The sequence below is a fragment of the Porphyromonas gulae genome, assembly GCF_000765945.1.
Lineage (GTDB): Bacteria > Bacteroidota > Bacteroidia > Bacteroidales > Porphyromonadaceae > Porphyromonas > Porphyromonas gulae.
On sequence record NZ_JRAT01000009.1, the window covers coordinates 70,340 to 86,318 of the forward strand.

Sequence of the window (15,979 nt, forward strand, 5' to 3'; positions counted from 1 at the left end):
TGAGTCAATACATATCCAGATATTCAGCCTATAGAAGTATGTGGGTAATGGTATTCTTCGATCTACCTACGGATACTGCAGCCGACAGGAAACGTGCAGCAACCTTTCGCAAAAACCTGATTAAAGATGGTTTCGAGATGTTCCAATTTTCTATCTATATTAGGCACTGTGCAAGTAGAGAGAATGCAGAAACACATTGCCGACGAGTCCGTTCTGCTATTCCTGAAAAGGGCAAAATAGGTTTGATGACAATCACAGACAAACAATTTTCGGCCATGGAGATCATTTGTGGGAAAGGAAGAGAATATTATCAGCCGCCCCTCCAACTTGAGCTTTTTTGAATATATCCTAGCATCTTTTGCGGAATTAACCCTTTTTATCTGGGGTATAGAAATTAAAAAGCCGAGATTTCTCTCGGCTTTTCGGTTACACACAGATGTTTTTTTCTTTCTCTCAATCCCTCTCTATATCCTCTATTACAGGTGATTACGGGGATTCTGCTGTGCGTTGCAACAAAATTACTAAATCTGAAAGCTATTCCCAGTCGCCGAGAAACTTTAGATAACACTGCAAATGCTGTGCGTTGCAACAAAATTACTAAATCTGAAAGCTATTCCCAGTGGGGAAGAATATCCTGTTACCGACTTCGTTGCTGTGCGTTGCAACAAAATTACTAAATCTGAAAGCTATTCCCAGTGCCCCCGAGCACTCCGAGTCTCTTGATATGCTGTGCGTTGCAACAAAATTACTAAATCTGAAAGCTATTCCCAGTGTCTTCATTATTTATTTCATGATGAGTTAAGCTGTGCGTTGCAACAAAATTACTAAATCTGAAAGCTATTCCCAGTAATGACAAGATCACAAATAAGAGATAGATTGCTGTGCGTTGCAACAAAATTACTAAATCTGAAAGCTATTCCCAGTAGCAGCTAACCCACTACGTGTAAGTTCAGAGCTGTGCGTTGCAACAAAATTACTAAATCTGAAAGCTATTCCCAGTCGGAAAAAACTTGAATCTTTTTTGCGCTCTGCTGTGCGTTGCAACAAAATTACTAAATCTGAAAGCTATTCCCAGTTACCTAAGCTGGGTATGGATACATATGATAGCTGTGCGTTGCAACAAAATTACTAAATCTGAAAGCTATTCCCAGTTATCCGAAGCCTCGTTGTAGTCTCCAGTATGCTGTGCGTTGCAACAAAATTACTAAATCTGAAAGCTATTCCCAGTCCATCAGTTCCAACCAGTAGTTGATTATCAGCTGTGCGTTGCAACAAAATTACTAAATCTGAAAGCTATTCCCAGTTAGCAGAAATGCGCACTCTCAATCTTCGTAGCTGTGCGTTGCAACAAAATTACTAAATCTGAAAGCTATTCCCAGTATTGAAAACAATGACAGACTCACGCTCAGGGCTGTGCGTTGCAACAAAATTACTAAATCTGAAAGCTATTCCCAGTACACTTGGGGCAACAGTGGAATTATCGGGTGCTGTGCGTTGCAACAAAATTACTAAATCTGAAAGCTATTCCCAGTAAAAAAAAGAATCGAATTATGAAACGTCAAGCTGTGCGTTGCAACAAAATTACTAAATCTGAAAGCTATTCCCAGTGCTCAAAACTTTGAATCTTTTGATTCGTTAGCTGTGCGTTGCAACAAAATTACTAAATCTGAAAGCTATTCCCAGTGAAAAGGAAGAAAGGGTACTCAACTGTACAGCTGTGCGTTGCAACAAAATTACTAAATCTGAAAGCTATTCCCAGTTCCCACTGATTACTTTACTGAAATCTTTATGCTGTGCGTTGCAACAAAATTACTAAATCTGAAAGCTATTCCCAGTAGTTTGGAAAGAATATAGCGCAAACGTCTAGCTGTGCGTTGCAACAAAATTACTAAATCTGAAAGCTATTCCCAGTACCCCGTAACTGTTCTTTCCCTTATCCATGGCTGTGCGTTGCAACAAAATTACTAAATCTGAAAGCTATTCCCAGTACTTTTTGAATTATTCATCAATACAAATATGCTGTGCGTTGCAACAAAATTACTAAATCTGAAAGCTATTCCCAGTTTTTAATAGTCTCTTTTTGCTCAGCACCAAGCTGTGCGTTGCAACAAAATTACTAAATCTGAAAGCTATTCCCAGTAAAAGCTCTTTAATTTATCAAACTGTTTGAGCTGTGCGTTGCAACAAAATTACTAAATCTGAAAGCTATTCCCAGTTTATATTCATTTCTTGTTATTTTCATGAGGGCTGTGCGTTGCAACAAAATTACTAAATCTGAAAGCTATTCCCAGTATAAGAAGTCATAGAAAGGACTAAATCCCGCTGTGCGTTGCAACAAAATTACTAAATCTGAAAGCTATTCCCAGTCGGACTGTTTGGAAAGAATATAGCGCAAACGCTGTGCGTTGCAACAAAATTACTAAATCTGAAAGCTATTCCCAGTGACAACAACGACGTAAAGAAATCTTTGTCGCTGTGCGTTGCAACAAAATTACTAAATCTGAAAGCTATTCCCAGTCTTCTTACTAACTCATCGGATAGTTCATTGCTGTGCGTTGCAACAAAATTACTAAATCTGAAAGCTATTCCCAGTATCAACCGATGAACGAAAAGAAGCATATAGGCTGTGCGTTGCAACAAAATTACTAAATCTGAAAGCTATTCCCAGTGGCGACTTCACGCTCGCGGTCTCTAAGATGCTGTGCGTTGCAACAAAATTACTAAATCTGAAAGCTATTCCCAGTGAGAGATGGCCATGATGTCGCAAGAAGACGGCTGTGCGTTGCAACAAAATTACTAAATCTGAAAGCTATTCCCAGTCTGTGCGTCTCGTTTTCAAAAACACCTTTCGCTGTGCGTTGCAACAAAATTACTAAATCTGAAAGCTATTCCCAGCGAAAAAATGGAAAGCACAAAACCCTGAAAATAATAATCTACTCAAAAATCATGCGCAAAAAAAGTTTTCAACAACGAAGATGAGTTTGGAATGATTCCAAATAAGCATCTGCGGAGAAAAGAAAAACGAGGCAAAAGTAGCGAGGAAATGGACTTTCACGGACTAAAATACGAATTAAAACAAGCCGGACAACAATCTGTATATAAAGCGTTTTCAATTTGTATATAAATCGTTTCCGTTTTATATATAAATCGTTTTCAATAAATATATAGATCGTAAGTGATTTATATATAAATCGCAGACCCCAAAAAGCCTTTTCCGAAGTCGGAATAAAAGAAGCACCCGCCGAGTTCTACGGAGAACTCCGACGGGTGCAGTCCGGATATGTATGTGGTGGGGCCTATGCCAAGATGCTATCCTTTTGCATGTGATTCAATGTAGCTGCACGATTCCGCTCTGCGATCTCGGATCGGATCGAGGGCTGTCGCTGTACCGAGGTATCCGAATAGGAGCCTATTCGGGTTTGATGTCAGGTGATGGGGCGTAGACGGTAGTTTGTCGATGTGTGGCATACTGTATAATAGTCTCTTTTTCAATTTATTGCTCGCCTCCAATACACGGGAAATTCACGGTTCGGAGCAATGCTTTTCGGGAAGACAAAATTAGCCAAATCTTTTTTCTCTCGCCAACGGCCGGTATGCTTGCTCTTGGCTGCAGGTGTGTGAGCAACTGTTACAGATTCGCATAAAGCCAAAAAGTCCGATAAAAAAGATTACCTTTGCACCCGAATAAAGATGGTCAGGTAGCTCAGCTGGATAGAGCAATAGCCTTCTAAGCTATCGGTCCTGGGTTCGAATCCCAGCCTGATCACAGAAAGAAAAAGGGATGCTTATCGCATCCCTTTTTCTTTCTGTGATCGGGCAATAGAGATTCTTCCTTATCTTAGCGCGACTTAAAAAGAGGACAATAGCCTGTCATAGCTTTGTCGTTGCTGCATCGAACAAGAAACACAACACAATGATGAAACGTTTTTTCCTGGCCTTAGGGCTATTACTTCTGTGCGTCCCCATGCTGCAAGCAGGACCGGTGACGCGATCCAAAGCCGAACAAACGGCCAAGAACTTTTTTGCCAAACGGCAATACACAGCCTCTTCATCGGCTCCAAGTATCCGAATGGATTTCGTATATAAGGCTGCTGAAAGAGGGGAGGCTTTATTTTTCATCTTCAATCGAGGAGAAAAAGACGGATTTGTCCTCGTCTCAGCAGACGACCGTTTTCCCGAAGTAATAGGATATGCCTTCAAAGGGCATTTCGATGCTGCCCGTATGCCGGACAACCTCAGAGGATGGCTCAAAGGTTATGAACGTGAAATGCTTGCCGTAATGGACGGCAAGGCTGATCCGATAGATCCTATCCGTGAAGCCAAGCCCACACGGGACCTGCCATCATCTGTTGCCCCTATTTTGGAAACGGGTGAACATGAATCGGATCCGATCTTGTGGGATCAGAGCTATCCATTTAATACCTTGCATCCCCTACTCCCTTCGGGACAACAGGCTTATACCGGTTGTGTCGCCACCGCCATGGGACAGATCATGCGTCACTACAAGTGGCCGGAGAAGGCTTCCGGAGGATATGACTACTACGATGATATGACGGGGGCGCATACCCACTACTCCGGCACATTCGGCGATACGTATGACTGGGGCAACATGCCGGGTAGCGTTTCCGTTGATGTCAGCCCCGAAGAGGTCAAAGCACTGAGTACTTTCATGCGCGATGTTAGTTTTTCAGTCAATATGCAGTTTGCAAGTTTCGGCAGTGGCACCTATTCTCTGTTCGTCGAGCGTGCTTTACGTGAGAATTTTCATTACAAGAAATCGCTTCGCTACGTCTATCGTTTCAACACTCCGAGTCCGGAGTGGAAAGCTATCATCCGTAAGGAACTGGCAGAAAACAGGCCTGTGTATTATGCCGGTGCAGACGGATCGATGGGACATGCTTTCGTCTGCGATGGATACGAACCGGACGGAACGTTCCACTTCAACTGGGGATGGGGCGGTATGAGCAATGGCAATTTCTACCTCAACCTACTCAATCCGGGGTCGCTTGGGACAGGTGCAGGCAATGGTGGCTACTCCACTGACCAAGAGGTTATCATAGGAATAGAGCCTGCCAATGATGGCGATCCCGGCATCGTACCGGATCCGACCATCACGCTCTATGGCTTGCAACACAAGATGTCCGAAGAAGCACTTGAGCTGAATGTGAAAATCAAGAACTATTCCACTTATGCCGGGGATGTAAAATTGGCTTACCGCTTGACGCTTCCCGATGGAACGGAAACGATCAACTCAGCCGTCACCGTCCCCATCATCTGGGAAGACATTATCGGAGAAAGCACAGGCAACATAACCATACCACACAGTCGATTTGCCGAGGGGAAAAATATCATCTCCATACTCTATCGAACAGATGGTATGGCGGATTGGAAAGAACTCAAGCATATACTTATGGGGCTTGTCAATAAGATAGAAGTGACTATGCCTGCCGGAGATGTAGCTTACTCCGTTGCCGATGCCAGGATCGTTCTCAAAGACGGTTCTCTTTCGCACAACCTGAAAGCCTACTCCGACTGTAAGCTCGGTGCCACAGTCTACAACCCGGGTACGGAAGAATTTCGCAGTCGCGTCACCTTTGCCCTCCGCAATACAGAGGGACGGCTCTATTTCCTTGGCAGACGTTTAGTCGAATTGCTCCCGGGAGATGAAGACGGCGAAAAAGTTTCGCTGACAATAACAGGACTCAAGGCTCGTGCAGGACAATACATGCTTGTCTGTACAGGCGATATGGAATCGCTTATGGAAGATGCCTCATGGATAGAGCTGGCTTCCATAGAAGTAGCAGAGAATACGAGTACCCATTCATCGTTGCTGGTGGCCTCCAACCCACAGATCGATCTTCTCACAGTTCATCGGGCCAATCCCGAGACATTGCCGACTTTCAGCATCACGAATGAAGGTGGTGCTACTTTCTCCGGAGAAATCGAAATAGTGGCTATAAAGGCTCATTCGGAAGCTTTCTTCCAAGCGAAAAAAGAACACATGAATCTTGCCAAAGGAAAGACCCAAGTATTGTCTCCGGAACTGACTGCGGCCTCTTCTCTCTATACAAATGCCGATCTCTTTCCCGATGGTATCTATTACATTGTCATCAGAGAGCAGGGATTTTGGGATCCGATCGATTTGTTTGGGGACTATTACTATCGTATTCGTCTCGTTACGGACCTATCCTCTTCGGACATTGCATGCAAGGATACTTCTACTATAGTACTCTATCCCAATCCTGCTCGTGATTATGTCCATGTAGCCATTCCTCCTACATATGCAGGAAGCACACTTCGCATGTTCGATATTCAAGGGCGAATGCAGCTCTCCACGAAGATCGAATCTGCCGATATGCGCCTCGACATCGGACATCTCCCGAAGGGTACCTATATCGTTGTGGTAGAAGACATGGTCGGGAAGCTCTTCATTCGCTGATTTAGTCTGTCAGCAGCAATAACCGACAAGGGCAATGCCTGAGGGGATCTCCCTTCCGGCACTGCCCTTGCATCGTTTGTTAGGATACACCAAAGAAAGGAGATAAAGAGTTCGGTTTGCTTCATACTGATGGGATCCTCAATAGCATTTCCGCTTCTTCGCCGATGGGATATTATATCACGAAGGCTTTTTCTTGTGCAACTCCAGTATTCCCAATACCGTTTATTTAGTATAAATCCGACTTCAAATACCTACAAGTTGGGATTGTTCGTTTTTTGTGAACGTCTCAACTTTGCAGCCGGATAGAACCTAATAACGTAAGATCAGATAATTATGAAAAAAATCATTTTCTCCGCACTCTGTGCATTGCCTTTGATTGTCTCTCTCACTTCTTGTGGAAAAAAGAAAGATGAGCCGAACCAACCCTCCACGCCCGAAGCAGTAACCAAAACCGTAACTATCGATGCTTCGAAATACGAAACGTGGCAGTATTTCTCTTTCTCTAAGGGTGAAGTCGTTAATGTTGCCGACTATAAGAACGATTTGAATTGGGACATGGCCCTCCACCGATATGACGTTCGTCTCAATTGCGGTGAAAGTGGCAAGGGAAAAGGTGGTGCCGTATTCTCCGGTGTGACAGAGATGGATCAGGTCACTACCGTTCCTGCAGAAGGTTATATGGTAGACGTTCTTGGTCGTATTACAGTCAAGTATTCGATGGGACCTGATGGCCATGTGATGGAGCATGAAGATCAGGGCTTCAGTGAAGTGATTAGCGGTAAGAAGAATGCGCAAGGATTTGCTTCTGGTGGCTGGTTGGAATTCTCTCACGGCCCTGCCGGTCCCACTTACAAGCTGAGCAAAAAAGTTTTCTTCGTTCGTGGTGCTGATGGAAATGTTGCCAAGGTGCAGTTCACTGACTATCAGGATGCAGAACTGAAAAAGGGAGTCATCACTTTCACTTATACGTACCCCGTTAAATAAGTTAAGAGGGAAATATGAAAAGTGTAGTAACAAAGCAGGCCCTCATCGGCCTGCTTTTCTTTAGTATAAGTATATACTCCCATGCGGCCAACCCTCCGGCCCAACCCATAGATACCACCGTATGCCGCAACATCGCTCTTGACGATGTGGTTGTAACCGGTAGCCGTACAGTCCGTCTGCTTAAAGATGTGCCTATCCCCACAAAGGTGTTCAAGGCTAAAGATATAAAAGCTATCGCCCCTTCTTCTTTTATTGACGTACTACAGTATATCCTTCCCGGGATCGAATTTACCAAGCATGGTTCCAGAGATCAGCTCAATGCTCAGGGCTTTGACGAAAGCTCTATTCTCTTCCTCGTCGATGGCGAATTGATTTCGACAGGATCTACCAGTGGGATAGATTTCGAACGAATCAATCCGGACGACATCGAGCGAATCGAGGTGCTCCGCGGAGCTTCCTCTGCGTTGTACGGATCCAATGCTATCGGAGGTGTTATCAATATCATCACCCGTACAGCCAAGGATCCTTTTCGCGTATCTGCTTCGGCTCGATACGATAGTCGCGACGGACAGAAATACGATGTAGCGGCAGGGGTGAAACGTGGGATCTTCTCCAGTCAAACCGGTGTACAATATAGAGCGGACAAAAGCTATATTTTGGCCGATCAGTTCGAGCAGGAACTGAATGTCGCAGGCAATACGACATGGAATATAAATCAGAAGTTTACAATCACTCCGAAAGAAAACTTATCCTTCAACCTTGCCGGACTGGTGAATCTGCGTAAGCAGCACTGGACGGATAAGATCGACTTTCTGTACAACTCCTACGATGTCAAAGCCGGTGCCAACTGGCGTATCAGCGAGACTTCGGATCTGGACATTTCTTATCACTACGACAAATACAGCCGTGATACCTGTCTGATCAAAACTGAGAACCAAAAGAAACTCCCCATTTTCGATGAGGATATGCACCATTTGCGAGCACAATACAATCTCAATCTTGCTGAAGTCCACTTTTTCAATGTGGGTTTGGAGTATATCCATGATAATGTAGCATCGCCCCGTCTTTCCTCTCCGAGCAACCCGGGGGAAAAGTCTGTGAACAACAAAATCCTATACGGACAGTACATATATAAAGTAACCCCCAAACTCGTATTGAGCTATGGAGGACGCTTGGACAAGCACTCCGGATTCGGCTTGCACTATACATCGCGCCTGTCTGCCATGTACAAGTGCAGCCATGTCACCAATCGCTTGTCTTATGCGGAAGGGTATCGTGCCCCTTCTTTGCAGGAAATGTACTTTTTCTTCAATCATGGTGCCTTCTTTATTTACGGCAATCCGAATTTGAAACCGGAGAAGAGCCGCATGCTCTCATACTCGGCAGAAGCTCACTGGAATAAGCTTACACTGATGGGGAACGTCTTCTTCAACCATGTTCGCAATCGGATCGATTTCACCTACAAAGGCACAGATTTGATCTACACCAACGTATCGAAAGAAATGAGAATATTCGGCTTTGAAGGACAAGCCAACGTAGTATTGCCTTACGGCTTTGGTTTTCGAGCTTCGTATTCCTACACTTATGATCGATGGAAGGCGACCGATAAGGCCGGAACTGAGATGAAACTCTCAAACACTCGCCCTCATGCAGCTACTGCCACTCTCTCTTACGGACACAATTTCTCGAAGAATTACAGACTTGCCTCCAACTTCTCCGCGCGCTTCCTTTCCGATCTGAAAACAGGGCGCATGAACTCCGACGAGTTGTTTGAGGAAATAACGTATCCGGGTTACACCATCTGTCGTTTGGATATAGAGAATCATTTCTATCGGAACTATACGCTCCATATCGGTGCGGAGAACCTGTTCGATTATAAACCCAAAGCATTGGCATTCAATTCCCCGACATCACCCGGGCGTATCATATACGGGTTGGTTCGGATCACTTTCTAATACGACTTATTTGCAACAGAAATATAATTCGTTACGATGAAGAAAAAAATAATTTATCTGTCGGTAGCCATCTTATTGGTGGCTATCGGCTTTGCATTTTGGATGTTCCGTCCACAACCCTCGCGTGTGGCATTGGTGAACTTCCCCCAGTTTATGGTGGCACGAATGAGTCTTTCTTCCGATGCACGAAATGTGACAGTAAACGTTGAGGACGACCTCAGCAAACTGAAGAAGTACGATGCGGTACTATGCTTCGGCATGGGTGCAAAATGGAACGAAGACGATCGTGCCCAGATCAAGAGTTTGGAAGAAAAGCAGATCCCCTATATCGTGATGTCTGCCACCAATCCGGAGAACAACCTCTGCTCTATCGATAGCACAAAGGCGGAAGTACTCTCCAAATACTTCAGCTATGGAGGTGGCAAGAACTATAGATCGGGATTCAACTACCTGCGTCAGGAGATTCTGGGAAAATCTCTTCGGGAAGGTAAGATCGAGGCACCGATCGAGTATGCCGGCAACCTCTTCTTCGGCAAGACCGATGAGGATATTTTCGAATCCATGGATACTTATATGCAGTACTATCGTACGCATGGTTATCGCGAGGGTGCTCCGCGCGTAGCACTGCTGATAGGCTTCGGCAATCCCTTCAACTCGAACCGCGAGCATATAGACGAGCTTGTAGCCTCTTTGGAAAAAAGCGGACTCAATGTCTTCCCGTTTTCAGCAGGCAATAAGCGTCTCGAATTCTTGGAACTCATCAATCCCGACCTTCTGATTTATATGCCTCACGGACGTTTGGCAGCAGGCCATTCCACTGAAGCGGAAGCATGGCTGCGCAAGCAAAATGTTCCTATTCTGGCACCTCTTACAATCGGCAATCTTCGAGAGACTTGGTTGGAAGACAAGCAAGGTATGGTAGGCGGCTTCTTGGCACAGAGCGTATCGACTCCCGAGTTGGACGGTGCCATGGTTCCCTTTGCATTGGTTGCTCTCGAAAAAGATGCCAAGACAGGATTACAACTCTTCAGAACCATCCCCGGACGACTGGAGGTATTCACCAGTCTGGTGAACAAATACATCGCCCTAAAGAACAAACCCAACAAGGAGAAGCGCGTTGCCATCTACTATTTCAAGGGACCGGGACAAAACAGCCTCGTAGCACAAGGAATAGAGACCTTGCCTTCTATCTATAATGTATTGCGCAAGATGCAGAGCGAAGGCTATGATCTCACCGGATTGCCCACCGATGAAGCTGCTTTCGAAAAGATTATCATGACGCAAGGAGCTATTTTCAATAGCTATGCCGAGGGCAATCTGGCACGCTTTACCGAAAGCGGCTATCCGGCATTCGTACCCACAAGTGATTTGAAGCAATGGATGCAAGAAGTCCTTACATCGAATCAAATCCAGCTTCTGCAAGAACGCTACGGAGAAGCTCCCGGAGAATACTATTCGATGGAGCAAAACGGAGTGGGCGGCATCGGTGTAACCCGTGTACAGTTTGGCAATGTCGTTCTTTTGCCTCAGCCCGTACAAGGTGGAGGAGCCAATGACTTCAAAGCCGTACACGGCTCTAATCCGGTACCTCCTTACGCCTATGTAGCCTCATATCTGTGGACACAGAAAGCATTCAAAGCAGATGTGATGATGCACTTCGGTACGCATGGCAGCCTTGAGTTTATCCCCGGCAAGCAGATTGCTCTCTCTTCTGAGGATTGGACAGACCGCCTCGTCAATGACCTGCCCCATATCTACTACTACACCATCGCCAATATCGGTGAAGGAATGATCGCCAAGCGCAGAAGCTATGCCGGTACGGTATCTTATCTGGCTCCTCCTTTCATCGAAACGCGCATGAGGGGTCAAGTAAGCGAATTCCTCAGCTTGACGGATAAATATCTGGAGCAGGACAACGATGATAAAGCCCTGTCTCTCCGCATCAAGGCCTTGGCCGTGAAGAACGGCTACCATCGCGATCTGAAGCTCGACTCCATCCTCGACAAACCTTATACACGTGAGCAAATCGTCTCTCTTTCCGACTTTGCCGAAGAACTTGCTGTCAGCAAGATCCCGGGCGGTATGTACAAGACAGGTATCATGTTCCCGGAAGAAAAGATCCGTTCTTCCGTGAAGCATATTGCTACGGATCCTATTGCTTATGCTTTGGCTGCTATCGACCGTCAGCGTGGACGCTACACGCAGGAGCAGCAGGATAGCGAACGATTCTTCACCAACCATTATCGTCGTCCTGCCGAAGCACTGGTGGAGCGTTACCTTGGACGTGAGACGGTGGATGTGAATGCAGCATTGACTACGCTGGGTGTACTGTCCAGTGAAATTGCCCAATCCGAAGCCGTAGTCCGCTCTGCAGAGGATAAAGCATCTTCCATGCGCGAGCAAATGATGGCTGCATCCGGCGGCCGTATGCCTACATCGGCCGAGATGGCGATGATGAGGAAGATGGGCGAGCAGATGAGAACAAACGGAGGTTCCGGACCCGACTCGGCACAGATAGCTGCCATGAAAGCCATGGCTGCTAAGATGAAAGCAAATGGAGGAAAGGAACCCGACTCGGCTCAAATCGCTGCCATGAAAGCCATGGCCGCTAAGATGAAGAGCGATGGAGCACAGCACGCTATGCCTTCTCACGGCAAGGATTCTATGCAAGCGGCACATTCGGAAAAGGCAAAAGCCATGATGCCCGATAAGTCGAAAGCCAAGCAACCGGCCATGGCGAATCAGCCGTCACGAGAACTTACGGCCAAAGATAAAGCCATGGCAGCAAGCATCAGCGAACTCAAGCATGCCATTGCCCAAATACCTTTCTACTATAAGGCACTCAAAAACAGCCCACAGCTGGAGCTGACCTCTATGATGAACGCTCTCTCCGGCGGTTATACGGCACCCTCGCCCGGCGGCGACTATATCGCCAATCCGGAGACACTTCCTACCGGAAGAAACCTCTTCTCTATCAATGCCGAGGCCACACCATCAGCAGCTGCATGGGAAAAAGGAAAGAAGATGGCAGAAGACATGCTGGCCGACTACGCTCGCCGTCACAATGGCGAACTTCCTACGAAAGTCAGCTTTACGCTATGGAGCAGTAGCTTCATCGAAAGCGAAGGTGCTACCATAGCTGAAATACTCTATCTGCTCGGGACGGAGCCCGTACGCGATCCGATGGGACGTGTGCAGGACATCCGACTGATACCGATCGAAAAACTCGGCCGCAAACGTATCGATGTGGTAGTACAAACGTCCGGGCAGCTTCGCGACTTGGCTGCTTCTCGCCTGTTCCTTATCCAAAAGGCTGTGGATCTGGCTGCTGCCCAAAAGTCCGAGAGCGACAACGAAGTTGCTCGTGGTGCAGTAGATGCGGAGAAAGTATTGCTCGGCAAGGGCCTTTCTCCGGCTGATGCACGTATGCTGGCTACGCAGCGTGTATTCGGTGGCGTGAACGGCAACTACGGTACCGGCATCCAATCCATGGTCGAAAGCGGTGATCGCTGGGAAACCGAAAAAGAGATTGCAGATGTTTACCTCAACAACATGGGCGCAATCTACGGTATGCAAGGTCGCTGGGGAGATTTCCAGCAAGGTATGTTCGAAGCAGCTTTGCAGAATGTGGATGCCGTGGTACAACCTCGCCAGAGCAATACGTGGGGAGCCTTGAGCCTCGACCACGTCTATGAATTCATGGGTGGCCTCACGCTCTCTGTCCGCCAAGTGACGGGCAAAGATCCGGAAGCATACTTCAACGACCTGCGCAATCGTCACAAGACACGCGTGCAAGAACTGAAACAAGCCATCGGCGTGGAAGCCAGAACTACGATCCTCAATCCTACCTATATCCAAGAGCAGCTCAAAGAGGGACAGAATGCCGCCAACGGAATTGCCGAAACGATCCGCAATACCTATGGCTGGAATGTCATGAAGCCTTCGGCCATCGACAAAGAATTGTGGGATGATATCTACGCTACTTATGTGAAGGACGAGAAGAATCTCGGCGTCCACGAATTTTTCCGCGAAAACAACCCTGCCGCTTTGCAGGAGTTCACTGCCGTAATGATGGAGACCGCACGCAAGGGGATGTGGAAAGCTACACCCGAACAGCTAAAGGCTATTGCCGAATTGCATGCCAAATCCGTGGCTGAATTCGGAGCCGGCTGTAGCGGATTCGTTTGCGACAATGCCAAGCTGCGCAGCTTCATCGGCGAACGCCTCGATGCAAGTGACAAGAAAGCCTATGAAGAGAAGGTAGCCGATGCTCGCGAAGTATCGATCAAGGATGCCAAGAAGGGACAGCGACTCAAGAAAGAGACTCGCTCGAGTGAGGATACCTCCAGCCCTGTCACCTCTTACCTGCTGCCTGCAGGAGTAGCCCTCGTGGTGATAATCCTGATACTCTTCCTCATTGCCAAGCGCAGAAAAGGAAAAGAATGAGAGAAGTCCTGCTGACCATAGCCTTATTGGCTACGCTCAAGTATCTGTTCGAGGAGGGAGTACATAGTTCCCTCCTCGTCCGATGCTTGCATGCGGTGGCCTACGCGGCTTTCATCGCACTCGTACACGGACTGACGCAGCACGTCAGCCGGATGGAGGTCGAGACTCTCCTGTACTCGCCCGAAGCCCTGCGCAATGTCTCTCTGGCTGTGATGGTGGATCTGCTATATGTCGTATATATATGTACGCACCGTCCCTCCTCCTTCCGCCTGTACCGAACGTGGGTGCGCCATTTGCCTCCGCTCCTTTTCTTCCCCACCCTCTTCTATCTGCGTCTGAGTCTGTTCTACGTCCTGCCGGGCTATTCGTTTGTTGGAGTTTCCATCGTGATGGCCCTCATAGTGGCAGCCCTGAGTATAACGGCTCCCTATCTGTGGAGAGCCCTCGGACTCAAACGGGAGGCCTTGCGAGAACCGCTTGTTCTGCTTTCGCTCTGCACCTTTGTCTTCGTCATTGCTGCCGGAGTGTTGCACCCCGACTCCGCAGTGCGAACAGCCGGTATCACTACCGACTGGTGGCTGGCACTCTATCTCTTCCTGATCGTCTTGGCTGGTGCCTCGATCGGTTATTTCGCCCCTCGCCTGTGGGCTGTAATCAGAAGAAAAAACAACCGAAAAAAATAATCATCGAATCGGACCGGATCCTCATCCCACGCCGAACTACTCACTAACAAAACTTTCCCAATGAACTTCTTGTCCAACGTCATGTTTTGGGTCTCCAACGGCCTGTTGGTACCGGTAGTCGCCGGACTCATCTACCTCTTCATCAAATCCCTTCTCCTCCTCGGCACCCTCTTCGGGACGTGGCAGAGCTACCGCCGCCGGCAGGAAACCTTTGCCCAGATCATCGAAAACAAGGCCGGCCTCGACACCGAAGCCCTCAGAGCCGAAGCAGCCAAACGCCCCCACGCCCCATTCGAAAATGTGCTGGCCGAAGTCCTCGATGCCGATTCCGCCCGTCGCAACCTGCTCATCGGCCGGTACGAGCTCTCTCGTGAGCAGCGTCTGAGTTCGGCCAAAGTACTCACTAAGTTCGGCCCCATACTCGGTCTGATGGGTACGCTTATCCCGATGGGTCCGGCCCTTGTCGGACTCTCCACGGGCGACATCGGGCAGATGGCTTATAATATGCAAGTAGCCTTTGCCACCACGGTCATCGGTATGTTTGCCTCGGCTGTAGGGTACATAGCCCTGCACATCGTGCGCACTTACAACCGGAACGACCTCGTTTGGCTCGATTACATCAACGAAAAACTCTCCTGATCGCCATGTCCAGAAGACGCTTCCACGAAGAAGACACGGATCCCTCCTCACTCGTATCCAACCTCTTCGACGTAGCCATGGTCTTTGCCGTGGCTCTGATGGTTGCCCTCGTCACCAAATTCAACATGACCGAAGTCTTCAGCAAGGAAGACTACACGATCGTCAAGAATCCCGGCAAGGACAACATGGAAATCCTGATCAAGAAAGGCGATAAGGTGGAGAAGTACACCCCGTCCGACGAATCCTCCGATGGAGCCGGCAGCAAAGGCAAGCGCGTAGGTGTAGCTTACCAGCTGGAAAGCGGCGAAATCATCTACGTGCCGGAAGACTAAGACGGAGAAATCGGCTATTATCATCCGCCCTCAAGCCCAAAAGCTCTTTTTTCTATTTCCTCCGGCCCTGCGAAAGCACTTTTTGCAGGGCCGGTTTTTTATATCAAACGCCGTAGACAAAATAAATAAAGCATTGCTTCAATTCTGGCCTATGATTTACAGAATCGAATTGACACATGCATATTCGAGTATGAGGTATTAAATAATTCAAATACATATATGTATTCGAGAGGGTGTTGGTGATCAAACAAATACAATCCGAAACATAGCCATGGGAGTATTTTTTTGCTATATTTGCGAACAATTAGGTGCTCTCCCGAAAGGCGTGTATTCCTACCGATAGAGCAACATAGCGTAGATTAAATATTTTGATAAAAGAAACAAAAGACATGTTATCCACTCTACTCCTGCCCAATGCTCATTCGAGCTTACTCGCACGAAATCGGTCGGCATATTTCATTGCCTACAAAAACAAATGCTCGTATGAAGAATAGAGCTTAA

8 protein-coding genes, 1 tRNA gene and 1 CRISPR repeat array are annotated in these 15,979 nt (G+C 47.3%); all 9 genes read left to right on the forward strand.

Annotated elements, in window-relative coordinates; all coding sequences use genetic code 11:
- Nucleotides 1-11: 11 nt before the first annotated feature.
- The 9 genes from cas2 to HQ49_RS02680 all read left to right on the forward strand — a co-directional run bounded on the left by cas2 (nt 12) and on the right by HQ49_RS02680 (nt 15,478).
- Nucleotides 12-341 (forward strand): CRISPR-associated endonuclease Cas2, encoded by a 330-nt coding sequence (gene cas2, locus HQ49_RS02640; RefSeq protein WP_200879156.1) that lies wholly within the window; start codon nt 12-14, stop codon nt 339-341.
- 158 nt (nt 342-499) lie between these two features.
- Nucleotides 500-2,896: a CRISPR direct-repeat array (repeat unit 46 nt; unit sequence GCTGTGCGTTGCAACAAAATTACTAAATCTGAAAGCTATTCCCAGT).
- 796 nt (nt 2,897-3,692) lie between these two features.
- A tRNA-Arg gene (locus HQ49_RS02645) sits at nt 3,693-3,766 on the forward strand.
- A 147-nt stretch (nt 3,767-3,913) separates the two neighbouring features.
- A complete protein-coding gene (locus HQ49_RS02650; protein ID WP_235290039.1) occupies nt 3,914-6,439 on the forward strand; it encodes a C10 family peptidase in 2,526 nt (841 codons plus the stop codon).
- 333 nt (nt 6,440-6,772) lie between these two features.
- Nucleotides 6,773-7,423 carry a hemophore-like protein HmuY gene (gene hmuY, locus HQ49_RS02655; RefSeq protein ID WP_039418298.1) on the forward strand — a complete coding sequence of 217 codons (651 nt, stop codon included), beginning with the start codon at nt 6,773-6,775 and terminating at the stop codon, nt 7,421-7,423.
- 14 nt (nt 7,424-7,437) lie between these two features.
- Nucleotides 7,438-9,378, forward strand: coding sequence for a TonB-dependent outer-membrane receptor HmuR (gene hmuR / locus HQ49_RS02660; RefSeq protein WP_039418299.1), 1,941 nt, complete (start codon nt 7,438-7,440; stop codon nt 9,376-9,378).
- Nucleotides 9,379-9,414: 36 nt separating this feature from the next.
- Nucleotides 9,415-13,824 carry a cobaltochelatase subunit CobN gene (locus HQ49_RS02665; protein WP_039418300.1) on the forward strand — a complete coding sequence of 1,470 codons (4,410 nt, stop codon included), beginning with the start codon at nt 9,415-9,417 and terminating at the stop codon, nt 13,822-13,824.
- Nucleotides 13,821-14,507 (forward strand): hypothetical protein, encoded by a 687-nt coding sequence (locus tag HQ49_RS02670; RefSeq protein WP_039418302.1) that lies wholly within the window; start codon nt 13,821-13,823, stop codon nt 14,505-14,507. Before HQ49_RS02665 ends, HQ49_RS02670 begins: the two co-directional genes overlap by 4 nt.
- 60 nt (nt 14,508-14,567) lie before the next feature.
- Entirely contained in the window at nt 14,568-15,146 is a 579-nt protein-coding gene (locus HQ49_RS02675) for a MotA/TolQ/ExbB proton channel family protein (protein WP_039418303.1), read from the forward strand.
- Between the two features lie 5 nt (nt 15,147-15,151).
- The gene (locus tag HQ49_RS02680; protein ID WP_004585349.1) at nt 15,152-15,478 is read left to right on the forward strand and encodes a DUF2149 domain-containing protein; all 327 of its coding nucleotides are present in this window, start codon (nt 15,152-15,154) and stop codon (nt 15,476-15,478) included.
- Nucleotides 15,479-15,979 lie beyond the last annotated feature (501 nt).